Here is an 18,520-nt window from a genome sequence, read left to right on the forward strand (position 1 = left end):
CTTTTATAAATACCAAAAACCACCAACTATCTAAAAGTATGGTGGTTTTCAAATATATTACGGCGATAACCGCTCTCTTTCCCATTTTCCATCATTGTATAAATAACAAATTCTGTCATGTAAACGACTTGGGCGACCTTGCCAGAATTCGATGCGATCAGGAATCACAAGATAACCGCCCCAATGTGGTGGTCGTGGGACATTTAATGGATGTTTTGCTGCAATCAATGCCGCTTTCGCTAATAAAGATTTGTGACTAGAAATGACCGCACTTTGCTCACTGGCCCAAGCGCCAATTCGGCTGGTGTAAGGGCGAGTCGCAAAATATTCATCTGATTGTTCAGGCGAGATTTTTTCAGCTTTGCCCTCAATACGCACAGAGCGTTCTAATTCAGGCCAAAAGAATGTCAGGGCGACGAAAGGATTATGTTCTATGGCTCGACCTTTTCGGCTGTGATAATTTGTGAAAAAGACAAAACCTTGTTCGTTCACTTCTTTTAACAGCACCATACGGCTTGTTGGTCGACCATCTTCATTGACTGTCGCGACATTAACACCTGTCGGCTCATTTACCTTGGCTGTAATTGCTTCATTGAGCCATTTTTCAAATTGTTTTATCGGATTGGGATCGCAATCATGCTGAGAAAGCGCCCGTTTGCAATAATCCTCACGAATATCATGTAAGTCCATTTTCTTTCTCCTTTTGCTTGAAAACAAAAAGCCCTTGCAGTTGCAAGGGCTAGTATAGTCCGTTAATTATTTACCATCAACACTCACGCCATAAAACGCATCATAGCCAAATGGGCTTTGTACATAGCCTTTTACGCGAGGGCTAAGTGGTGCGAAACCAACAGAGTGCGCAACAGGAATCCACGGAGCTTGATCATGGAAAATCACTTGTGCTTGTTTATAAAGCGCTGCACGTTCATCTTTATTGGTTAAACCAATCGCTTTATCTAATAAGGCATCAAATTCTGCATTTTTAAAACGCGCAAAGTTTGAGTTACCAGCGTTAGCACTTGCAAGTAACGGAGAAAGGAAGTTATCCGGATCACCGTTATCGCCTGACCAACCAAAGATACCAGCCGTTAATTCGCCTGCTTTAGCACGTTTTTGATAGTCAGCCCATTCAAACGTTACTGGATTTGCTTTTACACCTACTTTCGCCCAGTCTGCCATCACAAGTTCAGCCATACGTTTTGGATTCGGGTTAGACGCACGTACCACTGGTTGAATCCAGAAGTCCGTTTCAAAACCGTTTGGATAACCTGCTTCCGCTAAAAGTTGTTTCGCTTTCTCTGGATCATACGGATAATCTTGGATTTCGTCGTTATAACTCCAAATTGTTGGTGGCAATGGATTTTTCGCTGCAGTGCCTGCACCTTGATAAACCGCTTCAATAATCGCTTTTTTGTCCACCGCATAATTCAATGCTTGACGCACTTTCACGTTATCAAACGGTGCTTTTTCCGTATTGAATGCGATATATGCCACGTTTAAACCTTTTTGTTCCAAAAGCTGTACTTTTGGATCAGTTTTCATTTTGGCTAAATCTGCCACGTTCGGGAATAAAATTAAATCACAAGAACCCGCTTGTAACTTCGCATAACGCGTAGTCGCATCTGGCACAATGCTGATGACTAAACGGTCAAGCGGTGTACGACCTTTCCAATAGGTTTCATTTGCCACATATTGTGCCGCTTGGTCAGTTTTGTAATCCACAAAAATAAACGGACCTGTACCTACCGGTTTGTTATCGATCGTTTCTGGTTTACCCGCTTTCAGCATCGCATCTGCATATTCAGCTGAATAAATAGAGATAAAATCCATACCCAAGCTTGCTAAGAAAGTCGCATCTTTTTTATTCAAGGTGATACGAACGGTATTGTCATCCACTTTCTCAACTGATTTTAATAAATCTGGGAATTTCATTGCTTTGAAATACGGATAAGTCCCTTTCGATACATTGTGATAAGGGTGGTTAGGATCTAACTGACGTTGGAAAGAAAAGAGCACATCATCCGCATTAAAATCACGTGTTGGCGTAAATTCTTTTGTCGTATGGAATTTCACCCCTTTACGCAAATGGAACGTGTAAGTTAAACCATCGTCACTGATCTCCCAACTTTCAGCCAAGGCTGGCTCAAGATCAGTAGAGCCTTTTTTGAATTCAACCAAACGGTTATACACTTGTTGTGAACTTGCGTTGTAAGATGTACCTTCCATTACTAATGCTGGGCTAAAGCCAAGTGGTGCCTTCGCTGTACAGTACACAAATGTATTATTACCTGAAGGTTTTGCTGTTTCTGCTTTTGCATTTTCTTTTGTCGCAGAACCAGATTGATCACAAGCTGCTAAAAACAAACTAGCTGCAACAAGAGTTAAGGTCGCTTTTAATTTCATAAGTTTTCCTTCTTTAATCGGGCAAAACACCCAAACATGAATATAAAATTTTACTTAAGATATAAGCAAATCAAACTTTTAAGAAATAAGAAAAAGATCTTTCTTATAACAAATTAGACTAAGGCATTTAATATTAGCGTTTTTTTCGCAAATGATCCCCGTCTGTTTTGCGTAAATAACTCAATATCCAAACTAATGCAATAGCAAAAACAGAAGTGGTCAGAAACGTGTAACTGAAAGCATGTTGTAATGCATCGCCGTCGTTACCCATGAATTGACGATATAACGTCAAAATAATAGATGCCACAGCGATACCAAATCCGATTCCTACTTGTTGCACAATACTCAGCACCGTTGAGCCTACACCGCTTTGTGCCTGTGATAGATCGCCAACGGTAAGAGTGTTAATTGAGGTAAAAATCATCGACATGCAGGCACCGTACCACATCAGATTACATATAATCCATGTCGTTGATGATGAGGTATCAAGCCATGACATTGAAACCGTCGAGGCTGCCATTAAAAGTGACGATAAAATTAGTGTGGTTTTATAACCTAGCATATTTAAAATATGCCCAATAAAGCGTTTAAATACGACGGACATTAGCGCAATGGGTGCAAGCAACCAGCCTGACTCTTCAGCTGAATAGCCAAAGGAAAGTTGGAACATTAATGGCAATAAGAACGGCACTGCTGAGCCAGAAAGACGAATAAAGATATTGGCTGCAATGCCTAATCGGAATGTTCTTGTATTGAAAAGAGATAACGGTAAAATGGCACGTTCATTACCTTTCGCATAAAAATAATAGGTGACCAATAATGCAATACCAACCGACAATGCACTGTATGTGGCCATATTGTCACGGTGACTTTCTCCGAGTAAATCAAGCCCAAGAGTGAGCCCAACTAAACCAAACGCAAAGAGCAAAAAGCCCGTCCAGTCTAACTTATTCGCATTCCCCTTATGATTGCCCATCACTTTAGCCGCAGCCCAAAAGCCTAACATGCCAATCGGAATATTGATTAAGAAAATCCAATGCCATGATGTATGCACCACAAGCCAACCACCTAAAATTGGACCAAGAATCGGACCAATCAATCCCGCTGTCGCCATTAAATTCCAGGCATTAATTAATTGATTTTTCGGTACGGTTTGAATAATCGCAAGGCGAGCAACCGGCATCATAAACGCACCGCCAATACCTTGGAGAATCCGTGCAAGCACAAGGGTCTCGAGAGAAGTGGCCATCGCACAAGCGACTGAACCGAATACAAAGGTAAAAACTGCTGAGCGGAAAACAGTAAGCGTACCAAATTTAGCTGCCGCCCAAGCAGTTAAAGGAATAAATAAGGCTACGGCAAGAGAATAGGCGATAATCGCCATTTGCATTTCAAAGACAGGGGTTTGCAGATCTGTTGCAATGGTGGGTAAGGCAGTATTTAAAATAGTCGCATCCAAGCTTTGCATAAACAAAGCCATGGAAGCTACCCAAGCCAGCCCTTTATAATGCTGACATTCTATTACTGTGTCTTTTTCCACCATTGATAAATAAACTCAGCGATCTGTTCAATGTGATTAATATCTAATAAAGTGCGGTCAGTTTCAAGCGAATAATCTGTTGCTAAAGCCAACACGTTTTCATCTAATTCAGGCAAAGGTTTTGTCATCTCTTGTCGATGCAATAGAATCTTTGGAATAGGTTCTTGTTTAAATCCTTCCACCAAAACTAAATCCGTTAAATGACGATCAAATTGTTGGCTTAAATAGGCTAATGAAACCGGCTCTTGAGGGGTTTCTGTCATCAATGCCCAGCGATTATCACAAGCCATAATAACTTGCGCAGACCCCGCCTCTTTCATTCGCCAACTGTCTTTTCCTTCTTTATCCACATGAGCGTTGTGATGGCTGTGTTTAATCACTGAAACACGTAGGCCTTTTTTAATTAATTGAGGAAGCAATTTTTCCAGCAATGTGGTTTTGCCACTACCGCTGTAACCTGTGATGCCAAAAAGAGGAAGGGGATTATTCATTGTAAAAACCTTAAGAAAAATGACCGCACTTGATAAAACAAAACCCCGCAGGACGGGGTTTAGCTATCAAAATCCATTAGGTGAAGAAAGTATAGCAAGGGGAAACAAAATAGCAACTTTCTCACTGCTACTGAATTATTTTAGGAATGTTACACCTTGTACAATTCGTTTAGCTGCGGCAATTGGAAGCTGTCCGATAAAGGTAATTTCTTTATCGCCTATGACTTCACTGTAAATCGTATAAGCCCCTTGTTTCCACGTGTTTTCTTTTGCAGCGGTGCTATCCGCTTTATTGATATAAAGTGTAAAAGTGAAAAGACCATCACTAAATAACGCATTTTCAATCACTTCACCATCTATCACATCTTGATTCTGGCGAATTAAATCAAACCCTTGTGGTAACCAATCTGTTTTCCAATTGATTGAAAGCGATGATTCTTGTTTTCCTTCATTTAAAAGTGGCGGCACTGATACCTTATTAAGGTAATCTGTCAAACCACGTAGACGATCATCGATATATAACGTCACCACACGGAACTGATCAAGTAACTTGCCTTCTCGATCAAGCATATCGCCACGCAATAACAAACCATTTTCTTCATCTAAGAAAACGAGATATTGATAGCGAAAATCGTCTTTTGGCACAATACGAATGGTATCAACAAATCGACCTGCAATTCGGTCTTTTCCAAGCTTAATAAAATCATAATTCTGACTCAGCTTGCTAAAATCAGTACGAATCACTGCCGGAAGTGCATCCACAATCTCACCACTGTTAATCGTGAAAGCGCGTGACCCTGGCTGGAAATAGCTGACTAAATTACCGCGCTGGATGATCTCTTGTTGCTCACCATCTAATGTCACCAACTGCGCATACACTTTTTGCCCTTGCTTAATATGGCGATAGCGGAACGAGTCCATATTCGTTGGTGTCGTTTGCACAAAAGCAATCTCATAATTTAAATCTCGCATGGCTTGCGACATTTTATTTAATGACTGAATTGGCTCTTCTGCAAATGCTGTGAAAGGCAACAAGAATAAGCCTAAAAGTGCGGTTAATTTGAGAAACGTTTTTTTCATAAATAAATCAATTGATCCATAAAAAAATTCACCACGCCTAAGGTGGTGAATTATCGATTAATTGCTGTAATTATTTCGCTTGGTTGCTACCCACATTTAAGCTGTCTGCATGCATACGACGCTGTAATTCATAGTTTTGTAACATCGTACCAATACGGCGATTTTTTTGTTCAACCTGTTCCGAAGTGGCTACATCTTTGGTCGGAGCGTTGTAACTTACTTCTTGAACTGAACTGTTAAATGGTAAGGTTTGTAAAACAGGGTTCTCTGGTGTAACCGACGTGCTTTTCGAATTAAATGATTGCACACCTACTACTGCCACTAAACACACACCTGCAGCCACCGCAATTTGTGTCATTGGTGCAAAGAATGCTTTTAATTTTTGCACGAATGGTAAGCTGTCTGCTTCTTCTGGTGTTGGTTGAGAAACAGTAATCTCAACGTGTTTTACTTCTTCTAATTCAATTAGATCAGCCATTTTCGCGGTAAAATCAGCACCCAATAATACTGGTGACTCTTTACGCATAACTGCTCTTACTGTGTGATACGCCGCCCAAGACTCTTGTGAATCTTTATCCTGACAAAGTTGTTCCGTCAACTCGGCACTGACTTCTTCTCCATCCATATAGGCTGAAAGTAACTCTTTTTGCATTTTATAAACTCCGACTTTATTTTAACGTTGCATAAGCGGTTGTATTTTGTTCTCAATCACTTCCCGAGCACGGAAAATGCGAGAGCGTACAGTGCCTACTGGGCAATCCATTATTTCTGCGATTTCTTCGTAGCTTAACCCTTCAAGCTCACGCAGGGTAATCGCGGTTCTTAAATCTTCTGGCAAACTGTGAATGGTATCAAATACCACTTTTTCTAATTCGCTAGATAACATTTCATTTTCCGGGGTATCTACATCACGTAGATGGGTTCCCACATCGTAGTTTTCGGCATCTTCAGCCAAAATATCTTCGCTCGGTGGACGGCGCCCCTGTGCCGTTAAGTAATTCTTTGCCGTATTAACGGCAATTCGATATAGCCAAGTGTAGAATGCACTATCGCCCCGAAAGGATTCAATGGAACGATAGGCCTTAATAAAGGATTCTTGTACAACATCTGGAATGTCGTTATGAGAAATGTAGCGGGTTAAAAGTCCGGCTACTTTATTTTGATAACGAGAAACCAATAAATTAAAGGCTTTTTTATCGCCTTGCTGCACTCTTTCTACCAAAGCCTGATCTGTTAGCTGTTCAGCCATATATCTCCTATGCTACGTCTAACACGCCTTCATATATTCAAGACAGCAAGCTATTGTTGCTTTATCAGACAGAGTTAAAATTGAAAAGTTCCTTATGTATAAAAAATTTCAAAAAAATTAATGGACATTCGTTTTCTGCACATCTTGGATATATTCAACCATCGCTTGTACTTCAGCATCTTCTGATTGACTGCCATTAAAAAACCACGAAAAAAGTTGTAAATCCGTGGCGGCAAGTAAACGAATAAAAATATCTTTTTTGTCGTCAGTCAGTTGGTCAAAATGCACTTTATAAAAAGGCATGATGATTTTATCCAACTCAAGCATACCTCGACGACAATCCCATTCAATGCGGAGTTTATTGTATTTATCCATAATTTCTCCCTAAATCATTGTAATTATACCTGATAAATGAAAAGTGCGGTTAAAAATTACCGCACTTTTTTAATCAAAGAATTGGCTATTCTGTCGCCTTTGGTTTAATCACCGCGTAAACCACACCGGTTAATAATGCCCCCGTTGCAATTGCACCTAAGTAGAGTAATGGTTCTGAAACAAACGGAATCACAAATAAACCACCATGTGGTGCTTGTAGAGAAATATTCAATGCCATTGAAATCGCACCGGCAGTTGCTCCACCGATCACCGAGCTAATAATCACACGTAATGGATCGGCAGCCACAAACGGCAATGCCCCTTCAGAGATAAAGCACAAGCCTAAGACAAAAGAAGCTTTACCTGCATCACGTTGATTACTGGTAAATTTACTGCGTGCAATCCAAGTTGCAATTGCCATTCCAATTGGTGGCACCATACCGGCTGCCATAGCGGCGGCCATTGGGGTGTGAACTTGAGAGGCTAACATTCCTACGGAGAACGTATAAGCTGCTTTGTTTACTGGACCGCCCATATCAATACACATCATGGCACCAATAATCGCACCCAATACCATCGCATTGACTTCCCCCATGGATTTTAACCAATCACTTAAGGTCGTCATAATTTGTGAAACCGGTGGGTTAATCACATAAATCATGGCAAGGCCGACAATCAAGGTACCAAAGAGCGGGAGAATTAAAATCGGTTTTAAGGAGGTTAAACTCGCAGGCAATTTAATGGTTGCATTTAATCCTTTCACCACATAACCTGCTAAGAAACCTGCAATAATACCACCTAAAATCCCTGCACCTGCTGTGGTGGCTAACATACCGCCAATGAGACCTACTGCAAGTCCAGGACGGTCTGCGATAGAAAAGGCTACATAGCCGGCAAATACTGCAATCATCAAGTGGAATGCTGCACCGCCACCGATATCCATTAAGGCTTTTGGAATACCATGGAAAATTGTTTCATCTTTGAAGGCTTCGATACCAAACATAAAGGAAATCGCGATTAGCAAACCACCGGCAACCACCAACGGCAGCATGTGTGACACACCGGTCATCAAATGTTTATAAACACCTTTTTTCTCACCGCTTTCTTCTGATTTCGCAGAAGATTTTGCTGCGCCACCTTCGTAAATTTTCGCTTCTTTGAATGCCTTATCGAATTCCTGTGCGGTTTTCTTTAACGCTAAACCGGTCGAAGTTCGATACATCGGTTTTCCTTGGAACTTATCTAACGGCACATCAATATCGGCTGCAACAAAGACTAAATCTGCAGCAGCGACTTCTTCAGGGGTAATTTCATTACCTGCGCCCACTTGGCCACGCGTTTCGACTTTTACCTGCCAACCTTGTTTTTTTGCATAGGTTTCAATAGCTTCAGCAGACATAAAGGTATGTGCCACACCCGTTGGACAAGCTGTCACCGCGACAATATTTTTGACACCAGAAACACTGTCAAATCCAACCGCACTTTGAGCTGGTTGAACATAATCCACCGCTTGATTAAGTGCATTCGTCAGCGTGACTTCAGGTGATGCAATAGCCGCATCTTCATTGGCTAAAAAGACTTTTTTGCCCACAAGTTCAGCAGAGTTTGGCAAAGTAGATCCGAAAACAATCACTAAATCCGCCTCTTTGGCTTGCTCAACCACAGTATGATTGGCTTTTTTTGCTGCCATGCTCAATGCTTGGCGAAGTAAATAGGCTTTTGCCGCACCAATTTGCGGAGATTGAGTTAAAAACAAATTCATTACATTATCCTTCAATCACAGAAATTTTGACATTCGCCAGAATTGGCTCAAGCAAGACGATATCACTCACGCCCACATTGCTTTGCGAAACAGCAAAGGCAGAAACAGCACTTGCAAACGCTAAAGTTTCCGCTTGAGATAAGCCTTTTTCGATACCATAAATTAAGCCAGCTACCATAGAATCGCCTGCGCCTACAGTGCTCACCACATTTTTACATTTAGGTGGTTGAGCTTGAATAACAGCTTGATCACTCAGCCATAAAGAACCGTCTGCCCCCATCGAAATAATCACATTAGCAATGCCTTCTGCTTTAAGTTTTTTAGCCGCTGCAATAATTTCATCAAGAGAATTTAACGGATGACCAATCCACGCTTCTAATTCGCGATGATTTGGTTTCACCAACCAAGGATGCGCTTTCAAACCAGCCGCGAGTGCGGCATTACTGCTATCTAATACGACTTTCACACCAGCTTTATGCAACTGATTAAGCCAATCCGCGAACAATTCAGGACTCACACCTCGCGGTAAACTGCCACATACCGCAACAATATCAAAGTTTTGGCAATACGCTAATGAATCTGCTGTAAATTGCTGCCAAGCTTCTGGAGTGATTTGATAACCTAAGAAATTTAAGTCTGTTACATCCGCTTCGGTTTCCGTAATTTTTACGTTAATGCGAGTTTTGCCCGCAACGCGGTGAAATTTGTCTTCCAAGCCTTGTTTTTTAAATAAGGTTTCAAAATCACCGACGTTATCTTCCCCTAAGAAGCCACCAACGGCCACCTCTACGCTCAAGTCTTTCAACACCTTGGCAACATTAATGCCTTTTCCGGCAGGGAAAAGACCGAGCGTTTCAACAGTATTCACTTCGCCGATTTCAATACGCGGCAAACGCCCGACTAAGTCGTAAGCGGCATTTAAGGTAATTGTTGCTACTTTTGCCATCACTTACTCCTTACCTTCACCTAAACCGCTTTCAATGACTGCACCAATACCGTCAATCGCTTGTTGAGCTTCTTCACCACTCGCCACAAAACGTAAGCGGTGACCTTTCACGACACCGAGCGCCACAATTTTCATTAGACTTTTTGCACTGACTAATTGGGTATCACGATCTAAGTTTTGTACCGCAACAGACGCATTGTATTTTTTCACTTCATTAACCAGTACCGCACTTGGACGAGCATGTAAACCGTGTTCATTACGAATCATAAATACGGCTTCAATGGCATCGGCTGGTAAACCAGTTTTTTCTTCGTGAATTTGTGGTGCGTGCTCACTGCTTACCTCAATAGTATCTGGTTCAGCTGGTGGCACGGCAGAGACAATTTCACCAAGCCCACTCGCAATAATCTTACCTAAGGCTTCAATGGCTTGTTTCGCATCATCACCTTCAGCAACAAAACGTAAGCGATGACCTTGAGTGACACCTAATGCCACAATTTTCATCAAGCTTTTTGCACTAACTGGTGCGGTTTCTCGAGTAAGATTTTGTACGGTAATCTTGGAGGCGAATTTTTTCACTTCATTAATAAGCACCGCACTTGGGCGAGCATGTAAGCCATGTTCATTACGAATAGTAAAGGTACCAATCACTGCACCTGTCGCGATTTGGTCTTCAGATTGAGTAGCTGGCGAAGCCGGCACTTTACCACCATTAAGTGCGGTCAAAATTTGCTGCGTATTACCACTTAATAAAATATTTTGTACTTCATCATCCAATAAACGTGCTAACGTCTCATTGATTTGGTCACTGACAGCCGAAATCGTCAATACACCTTTCACCGCTTTGCCATTATGATTAAAAATGGTTTTCGCACGACTGAATGCCAACGCATTTTTCAAGTTACCTGATACGGCATCGGTTACCCATAACCCTTTGCCTAGTGGCAGAGCAGAATTGGAGACCACTTCAGAAACAAAGCTATTTTCAACCGCACTTTGCTGTTGTAATTTACCTGCATTGATGGCGGTAAGGGTGAGCAAACTTTGCGTTTCAATATCTAAACTTAATGTTTCTTCAGTCATGCTAAAAGCATCGCTTTCACCTAACAAAATCGCACGGAATTTTTCAACATCTGTTAATGTCGCTAGCTGTGCTGCAGTGTCTTCATCACCTAAAACATGCGTTAATTGACGAAGTAAAGCAAGATGTTCATCAGAACGGGCCGCAATACCAATCACAACATAAGCAATATTGCCTTCTCCCCACTCAATACCTTGTGGGAATTGAAAAACTTGCACACCAGTTTTTTTCACCATTGAACGGGTTTCTAATGTACCGTGTGGAATCGCAATCCCATTGCCTAAAAAAGTGGAGGTTTGTTGTTCACGTCCAAGCATGCCTTGCAAATAGCCTTGTTCAACATTGCCAGCTTGCTCTAACGCACTTGCAGCCATTTCAATAGCTTGCAGCTTATTTGTTGCCGTAGCATTTAAATGAATGTTGCTTTCCGAAAGTTCTAACATTCTTGCTCCTTCACATTGATGATTTAAAAAAAGAAAAGCTGCTGATGAGAGCACTCATCAACAGCTCAAATTGATTATTGGCCGGTACAGGCTTTGAGTAGCATTTCGCTACCTTGGGAAATGTAAGCGTCATTTTCACCGCGCTCTTTGCCTTTTTGCAAATCACGCATTGCATCGTAGATCCCTTGTGTCACACTTGGTGAATCCACTTTTTGCCAACAATTCGCGCTTAAGCGGCTGAAGTTGGTTTGTAATGCTTCTGCATGCAACACACCACTGTAGTAAGCATACACATCAGAATCATGGCCACCTGTGTAGAGTTTATCTTGAATTTGTTTGATTGGCACAACAATACGACCGAGATACCAGTCATTTGCACCACTTGCAAAATTATCCACAAAGAAATTTTTTGTTACACGATCTTTATAGGTTGCCACAGTGGCTTCATAAGCTGCCGCGTAAGATTTTTGGTCGATTTTATCTTTATCTAAATCAATGACCTTTTTGTCTTTACCCATAAACGGAATGTAAGAGGTCATATCTGAAATTGAAGAACAACCTGCAAGCATTACTGCTACAAAGAATACCGAGATTTTTTTTAACATTAAATTTTCCTTATTTATAGGCGGTTAAAACCGCCGTTAATTATACTTAGAATGGGGGATTAAGCAAGGAAACGCCTAGTACTACGCTGATTCTTTGCTCACACCGCTGTCTTTGACAATAGAAACTAAAATTTGATCAATTTTGAAGTTTTCGGTATCAATAACTTCAAATTTATACTTATCGTATAACACAAAATCGGTTTTTTTCGGGATTTTGCGTAGCATATACATCATAAAGCCACTGATGGTTTCATAGTTTTCTTCATCTGGGAAAGATTCAATATCTAAAGCACGCATCACATCTTCAAGCGGCGTTGCACCATCGATTAACCAAGAGTTTTCATCACGGCTGACAATTTGTTCTTCTTCGTTAGAAACCAATTCGCCCATCACAATACTCATCACATCGTTTAAAGTAATTAACCCCACAACAAGTGCATATTCATTGACGATAATGGCGAAATCTTCACCTGTGGATTTAAACAACTCCAATACTTCGTATAACGACAGCGTATCTGGAATAAATAACGCTTTACGCAATAAACGGCTATCCGTTAAATCCACTACTTCTTGTTGAAGATAGAGTGTTAATAAGGTATGTGATTCCACATAACCTAAAATCTTATCCAAGCCATTATCACAGATCACTAATTTAGAATGAGAGTCTGCCGATAAGGTATTCAACACTTCCTGACGAGTAAAAGTGCGGTCTAAAAATACGATATTTTCACGGGTCGTCATGGTTGAAGACACGGTGCGCTCTTGCATCTCAAAAATGTTTTCAATCAAATAATGCTCTTGTGTTTTTAGCACACCTGCTTCCGCTCCAGCCTCTACGATAGCCACAATGTCTTCTGATGTCATATTGTCTTCGCGCTTAGTGGATACCCCCATTAAATGGAAGAAGATATTAGAAAGACCATCAAAAAACCATACAATGGGTTTCAATAAGAAAATAAAGGCTTGCATAATGCCAATAGTCCGCAGTGCAACACCTTCAGGATTAATCAGTGCGAGGCGTTTCGGAATTAAATCGGCTAATAAAACAAATGTTATGGTTACCATGAAAAAGGCAATCCAAGAGGAGGCTGGCTCAACCCATTCAGCCGTGGTGTATTCATGTAAAAAACTCTGTAAGTGAAGACTAATGGTTGCTTCACCAATCACACCACCAAGTACGGCAACCATATTAAGTCCAATTTGTACTACAGTAATGAAACGCCCTGGCTGTTCCTGTAATTTTAAAACTTTCTCCGCTTTGATATTGCCTTCATTGGCCAACGTTTGTAGTTTAATGCGTCTTGCACCCGCGAGAGAAATCTCAGCTGATGACAAGATTGCACTGACAATAATTAATACGATTAAAATAAAAATCGCTGCAGATAAACTCATAATGTTCTCTTTATTGGTTTTAAAGTGCGGTCAATTTACCGCTGGTTTTTAGGTTAGGAATGTTATTATTAAATTGTGAGGGCGTTCTATGACGCCCCATATTTGAGAAACGCTAATTTTCGCTGTCGAACCAGCCACGTACAAATTGGATAGAAAGGAAAAGAGTAACTAATAAGAAAGCATAGAATACCCAAGATAAAATCGGATGGCTTGGTGTCACATCGCCACTGATTTCTTTCACCGCAACGGCATTGCGATATTCATCGAACATCGTCATCCGCCAACCGTAATACTTGATTTGTACTAATTTGTTTTCATTACCCAAGGCTTGAACTTGAGCCTGTAAGTTCGCTGAACCAAATTTGAAATAGAATGGAAAACCCCAACGGGTATCTTCATTACGATACACCATGATTTTGCCATCATCATTTTGTGTATTGATAAAATACACATCGCGCGTTGGACCATCAGCCGGATTCGATTTTGTAATCGGACCATCTTTATCCACACGTTTCACTTCCACACCCGTTACTCGCGTTACATCATAGTGTGGGAAAACGTAGTCCACCACAGCAAACATAAAGCCGTGAAAAACAAAGACCACTAAAAATAAAAAGTATTTAAAAAACTTACGCATAACACTCTCTCATTTAAATCGATGATTTATTGTACATTAATTTTAAATAAACGCTCGAAGTTTTGTGTACTAATTTGTGCAAATTCTTCCATAGACAGCCCTTTTAACGCTGCCACATATTCACACACCTCTCGCGTATAGGCAGGCTGGTTCTCTTTGCCACGATAAGGCACGGGTGCTAAGTAAGGCGAATCCGTTTCAACTAACAAACGATCTGCTGGTACATAACGAATGGCTTCTCGAATACTTTCCGCATTTTTAAAGGTAATAATACCCGAACAAGAAATATAAAACCCTAAATCAAGTGCCTTTTTCGCAAAATCCAAGGTTTCCGTAAAACAATGAATTAATCCACCGCACTTTTCTGCATGGTGCTCACTCAACATGGCAATAGTATCTTCTGGCGCTGAACGCGTATGAATAATTACGGGTTTATCCACTTCATTAGCAATTCTGATTTGATCGGCAAAAACCGTTTGCTGCAATGCCTTATTATCTGCACTGTAATAATAATCCAAACCAATTTCGCCAATTGCGATCACTTTTTTATCTTGGGATAAACATAATAAACGCTCGGCATCGTAAGGTTCTTCTTCAAGATCTAATGGATGCACGCCGCAAGCTAAAGACACATTCGGAAATTTTGCTAACTCAGGGTAAGCTTTTTCAAAACGGCTTAATGTTACGCCAATCGCCAATAAATGCTTCACATCTCGTGCATTGGCTTTAGCCACTACATCAGCAATATCTTTGTGTAAATTTTCATAATCCAATGCATCTAAATGGCAATGGGAATCTACGATAAACATAATTTATTTAGTCCTTAAATACGTCGGTAATTAACTTTGTCAAACCATCTAATAACATTAATTCTGTGTTAATGCCGTTGATAGTGAGTAAATCCGAGCGTACTTTTTGCATAATTTTATTTGCGGTTAATAACCCAAGCGCTGTTTGCTCGTCTGCAAATTGAGTTACACCTGTTTTAAGATCAAGTGTTTGCCAGCCACTTTGTATTTCGAGTTTGTATTTAATGGCATCGCTTAAAAACGCTAAGATCCAATCTACTTGCTGTACGGTGCGTTCTTTTTCAAAGAAAGGCAAAATTTCCAAAGGCGAACGACGACGATAAAACAGCCAAAATTGACGTAGGAAATTCTTCCGTTGTTCAATTAATCCTTGTTGAAGTGTTTCCAATGCTAACAGTGGACGACCCAAATTCATCGCAAGTGCGGTCAATAATTCGGATGTTTCTGCCTGAAATTGAGAAGAAAGCCAAGTTAAGGCTTCTGCTTCCGTTGGCAAAGGCACATTCCACACTTGGCAACGGCTGTAAATAGTCGCTAACAACGAAGAGGAAGGTTCTGTTTGCAATAAGAAATACGTGTTCGGACGTGGCTCTTCCAAGGTTTTGAGCAATGCATTAGCTGCCGCTTCCGTAAGACGTTCTGCATCTTGAATATATACTAATTTATTGCCGTTTTGTTGCGCGTGTTGGCTGACAACCTCATTAATTGCCCTTACCTGATCAACACCAATATCTTTGCCTTCTTGAGAGGCTAAAACATGAAAATCAGGGTGACTGTGCGCTGCCATTAAATGGCAAGCATGACAATGGCCACAAGGTACATTATCTGGCGTTTGACACATAATGCGTTTTGTTAAAGCCTCAAACAAACCTTCAGCACCGAGACCTTGATCAGCTTTAATCAATAATGCATGATGCCCCAAACCTTCGCTAAAAGTTTGGCTAATTTTGTGATAAGTAGGCACTAACCAAGGATAAAGTTCGCTCATTTTGCTTGTGAAACCCACCAATTTTTGACCGCACTTTGTATGTCTGCTTGTACTTGTTCCAAAGGCTGACCCGCATTAATAATGGCGGTTTTCGGGTTGTTCTGCACCAATTCCAAATAACGTTGGCGGGTACGATGGAAGAAATCGAGTCCTTGTTGTTCAATGCGGTCTAATTCACCACGACCTCTAGCACGAGCAAGCCCTTCTGCAGGATCAATGTCTAAATACAGTACAAAATCAGGCTCAAAATCGCCTAATACCATATTTTTTAAATTCGCCATAAGCGTTTGGTCAAACTGACGCCCACCGCCTTGATAGGCCTGTGAAGACATATCATGTCGATCACCTAGCACAATTTTACCTTCTGCCAATGCTGGCTTAATCACATTTTCTACCAATTGAATTCGTGCCGCATAAAGCATCAATAATTCGGCTTTATCCGTAACTGGCTCTTCTGTTTCATGTTTGATTAAATGGCGTAATTTCTCTGCTAACGGTGTACCGCCTGGCTCACGAGTAAACACGATATCATTTACACCAAGGGATTTTAATGTATCCACCACCGTTTGCATGGCGGTACTTTTACCTGCACCTTCTAGCCCTTCAATCACGATAAATTTGCCTTGCATTAGTGGGCTCCTTTTTGTTGGTTACGATACCAATGTAAATATTCTTGCACTGCTTTATTATGCTCGTTCAGATTACGAGTAAATTTATGACCACCACTTCCATCGGCAACAAAATAATAAAAATCTGTTTTTGCTGGATGCGCCACGGCCTGCAAAGCACTTTCACTCACCATCGCAATTGGGGTTGGTGGTAGCCCCTCAATCATATAGGTATTGTACGGGGTTATCGTTTCCAAATCTTTCTTACGAATATTACCGGTATAACTCTCACCCATTCCATAAATCACGGTTGGGTCAGTTTGTAGTTTCATATTGGCTCTTAAGCGATTAATAAATACGGAAGCCACTTGTGGGCGCTCCGCCGCAATACCCGTTTCTTTCTCCACAATAGAAGCCAAAATCAACATTTGATACGGATCCGCTAATGGGAGATTTTCATCGCGTTCACTCCATGCTTTATCCAAGGCTTTTTGTAGACGAGTCGTTGAACGTTTTAATAATTCAAGATCAGTCGAATTTGGCGTATAATTATAGGTATCTGGATACAACCACCCATCCATGTTATTCCATTCGTAAACGGCTTTTGCAACGGCTGGAATATCTAATAACGCCATAATTTCTTTATCACTTTTACCTTGCAAGGTTTGTTTTAAGTGCGGTGCGCTTTCAAGGTTTTTACGCCATTCCTTGAACGTTTTCCCTTCAATAAACTTCACGCTAAATTGCGCTTCCTTGCCGGAATTGAGCATATCCAATAAATCTTGTAACGTTTTCACGCCCGTTAAAGAATAAGTCCCCGCTTTCACTTTGTTGAGTTGCGGTTGTAATTTCAATAACCAAGGTAATAAATCGGCATGTTCAAGAATTTTTTCTTGCTCTAATAAAGCGGCAAGTTTACTGCCTGTGGTTCCTCGCTCAATTGTCAGCAATTGATCTTGCGTGACATTCACCGGCGTATGAACAAACTCCGTTAGTTTTTGATAACCCAAAAAACCAACACCGCTAAGAATAAGCAGAAGAATCAGTAAAAAGACAAAAAATTTTTTCATGCGTCACTCATTTTATAAAAACGACAAAAGGGGCAAAATGCCCCCTTATTCTAACGGTTTCTGTTATTTATCGAAATATTGAATATCAGCATTTTTACGTAATGCTTTCACCCAGTCTTTGGTTGCATCTTGTAATTGGCTATTAACAATTTGTTCATAAGCTTTTTGACGATAGGCATCTTCTGTTTTATCGCCATCACGACTGCCAGTTACTTCGAGAATATGCCAACCAAATTCAGATTTAAACGGTGCAGAAATGGTACCTTGTGGGGTTGTTTCAACCATTTTTGCAAATGGGCCCACATAAGCTTCTGGGAAGGCATAACCTAAGCTACCGCCATTCGCGCCTGATAAATAATCTTTAGAATATTTTAATGCGGCATCAGCAAATGTCATTTTGCCAGAAATAATCTCACTACGAATACGCTCTAATTCTGCTTTTGCTTGCGCATCATTCAGCAATGGGTTTAATTTTAATAAAATATGACGAACTTCATACTCTTTGCCCATCACTTTTTGCGCCGTGCCTTTTGCTTTTGCTTCATCAAGCATTTGTTTACCCAATGCATCCACTTGCTCGCGAGTCACATCTACGCTATTTTGAATAGCATGGTTACGCACACCCGCCATTAACATTTGGCGAGAAATTTGTTGCTTAAATGCATTTAAGGAAATGCCTTGATAATCGAGCGCATCTAAGAATTGACCATAAGTTAAACCGTTTTTCGCTGCAATATCTTCTACGATACGGTTTACTTCCGCTTGGTTTACTTTTACACCTGATTCTTTGATCGCTTTCTCTGTCAGCATATCATCAATAATCTTATCTAATGCTGCACGTTGGCTACCTTTTTTACCCATCACAGCATTCACTTGGCTTTGTAAAATTGGTGTACCATTTACGGTCGCCACAACGCGTTCTTCTGCTTGTACTTGAGAAAAAGTAAACAGACCGATCATGGCAAATAAAAGAGATTTTAACATTGATTTTTTCATTTTAGTTGTCTTAAAAAATAATAGGATAATGCTCGTTAGATTATC

The 18,520-nt window shown here is 40.7% G+C and carries 19 protein-coding genes; all 19 read right to left on the reverse strand.

The genetic code is table 11. The annotated features are described in order from the left end of the window. Positions 1 to 57 precede the first annotated feature (57 nt). Entirely contained in the window at positions 58 to 690 is a 633-nt protein-coding gene (pdxH, locus tag AC979_RS07835; RefSeq protein ID WP_049373735.1) for a pyridoxamine 5'-phosphate oxidase, read from the reverse strand. Positions 691 to 756: 66 nt separating this feature from the next. Beyond that, entirely contained in the window at positions 757 to 2,403 is a 1,647-nt protein-coding gene (locus AC979_RS07840) for an ABC transporter substrate-binding protein (RefSeq protein WP_049373736.1), read from the reverse strand. Positions 2,404 to 2,536: 133 nt separating this feature from the next. Continuing rightward, the gene (locus tag AC979_RS07845; protein WP_049373737.1) at positions 2,537 to 3,946 is read right to left on the reverse strand and encodes an MDR family MFS transporter; all 1,410 of its coding nucleotides are present in this window, start codon (positions 3,944 to 3,946) and stop codon (positions 2,537 to 2,539) included. Then, positions 3,925 to 4,434 (reverse strand): molybdopterin-guanine dinucleotide biosynthesis protein MobB, encoded by a 510-nt coding sequence (gene mobB, locus AC979_RS07850; protein ID WP_049373738.1) that lies wholly within the window; start codon positions 4,432 to 4,434, stop codon positions 3,925 to 3,927. The genes AC979_RS07845 and mobB overlap by 22 nt, the downstream gene beginning before the upstream one ends. A 135-nt stretch (positions 4,435 to 4,569) precedes the next feature. Then, positions 4,570 to 5,514 carry a sigma-E factor regulatory protein RseB gene (gene rseB / locus AC979_RS07855; protein WP_049373739.1) on the reverse strand — a complete coding sequence of 315 codons (945 nt, stop codon included), beginning with the start codon at positions 5,512 to 5,514 and terminating at the stop codon, positions 4,570 to 4,572. A gap of 70 nt (positions 5,515 to 5,584) precedes the next feature. Further along, positions 5,585 to 6,166, reverse strand: coding sequence for a sigma-E factor negative regulatory protein (locus AC979_RS07860; RefSeq protein ID WP_049373740.1), 582 nt, complete (start codon positions 6,164 to 6,166; stop codon positions 5,585 to 5,587). Positions 6,167 to 6,187: 21 nt separating this feature from the next. After that, positions 6,188 to 6,763 carry an RNA polymerase sigma factor RpoE gene (gene rpoE, locus AC979_RS07865; RefSeq protein WP_049373741.1) on the reverse strand — a complete coding sequence of 192 codons (576 nt, stop codon included), beginning with the start codon at positions 6,761 to 6,763 and terminating at the stop codon, positions 6,188 to 6,190. Positions 6,764 to 6,880: 117 nt separating this feature from the next. Continuing rightward, positions 6,881 to 7,138 carry a succinate dehydrogenase assembly factor 2 gene (locus tag AC979_RS07870; RefSeq protein ID WP_049373742.1) on the reverse strand — a complete coding sequence of 86 codons (258 nt, stop codon included), beginning with the start codon at positions 7,136 to 7,138 and terminating at the stop codon, positions 6,881 to 6,883. An 85-nt stretch (positions 7,139 to 7,223) separates the two neighbouring features. Beyond that, positions 7,224 to 8,900 (reverse strand): fructose-specific PTS transporter subunit EIIC, encoded by a 1,677-nt coding sequence (locus AC979_RS07875; RefSeq protein WP_049373743.1) that lies wholly within the window; start codon positions 8,898 to 8,900, stop codon positions 7,224 to 7,226. Positions 8,901 to 8,904: 4 nt separating this feature from the next. Beyond that, positions 8,905 to 9,846, reverse strand: coding sequence for a 1-phosphofructokinase (gene fruK / locus AC979_RS07880; RefSeq protein ID WP_049373744.1), 942 nt, complete (start codon positions 9,844 to 9,846; stop codon positions 8,905 to 8,907). Between the two features lie 3 nt (positions 9,847 to 9,849). After that, positions 9,850 to 11,370 carry a fused PTS fructose transporter subunit IIA/HPr protein gene (fruB, locus tag AC979_RS07885; RefSeq protein WP_049373745.1) on the reverse strand — a complete coding sequence of 507 codons (1,521 nt, stop codon included), beginning with the start codon at positions 11,368 to 11,370 and terminating at the stop codon, positions 9,850 to 9,852. Positions 11,371 to 11,444: 74 nt separating this feature from the next. Further along, entirely contained in the window at positions 11,445 to 11,975 is a 531-nt protein-coding gene (locus tag AC979_RS07890) for a hypothetical protein (RefSeq protein ID WP_049373746.1), read from the reverse strand. Between the two features lie 81 nt (positions 11,976 to 12,056). Continuing rightward, positions 12,057 to 13,367 carry a hemolysin family protein gene (locus AC979_RS07895; RefSeq protein WP_049373747.1) on the reverse strand — a complete coding sequence of 437 codons (1,311 nt, stop codon included), beginning with the start codon at positions 13,365 to 13,367 and terminating at the stop codon, positions 12,057 to 12,059. 112 nt (positions 13,368 to 13,479) lie between these two features. After that, on the reverse strand, positions 13,480 to 14,004 hold the full coding sequence (locus AC979_RS07900; protein ID WP_049371396.1) for a DUF1523 family protein: 525 nt from the start codon (positions 14,002 to 14,004) through the stop codon (positions 13,480 to 13,482). Positions 14,005 to 14,030: 26 nt separating this feature from the next. Continuing rightward, a complete protein-coding gene (locus tag AC979_RS07905; protein ID WP_049373748.1) occupies positions 14,031 to 14,813 on the reverse strand; it encodes a YchF/TatD family DNA exonuclease in 783 nt (260 codons plus the stop codon). Positions 14,814 to 14,820: 7 nt separating this feature from the next. Next, positions 14,821 to 15,801, reverse strand: coding sequence for a DNA polymerase III subunit delta' (locus tag AC979_RS07910; RefSeq protein ID WP_049373749.1), 981 nt, complete (start codon positions 15,799 to 15,801; stop codon positions 14,821 to 14,823). Further along, entirely contained in the window at positions 15,798 to 16,430 is a 633-nt protein-coding gene (tmk, locus tag AC979_RS07915; protein ID WP_049373750.1) for a dTMP kinase, read from the reverse strand. Before tmk ends, AC979_RS07910 begins: the two co-directional genes overlap by 4 nt. After that, positions 16,430 to 17,479 (reverse strand): endolytic transglycosylase MltG, encoded by a 1,050-nt coding sequence (gene mltG / locus AC979_RS07920; protein WP_049373751.1) that lies wholly within the window; start codon positions 17,477 to 17,479, stop codon positions 16,430 to 16,432. Before mltG ends, tmk begins: the two co-directional genes overlap by 1 nt. A gap of 63 nt (positions 17,480 to 17,542) precedes the next feature. Then, positions 17,543 to 18,475, reverse strand: a complete 933-nt coding sequence (locus AC979_RS07925) for a peptidylprolyl isomerase (protein ID WP_049373752.1) — start codon at positions 18,473 to 18,475, stop codon at positions 17,543 to 17,545. Between the last annotated feature and the right edge of the window lie 45 nt (positions 18,476 to 18,520).

The sequence above is a fragment of the Parahaemophilus parainfluenzae genome (assembly GCF_001053575.1).
GTDB lineage: Bacteria > Pseudomonadota > Gammaproteobacteria > Enterobacterales > Pasteurellaceae > Haemophilus_D > Haemophilus_D parainfluenzae_S.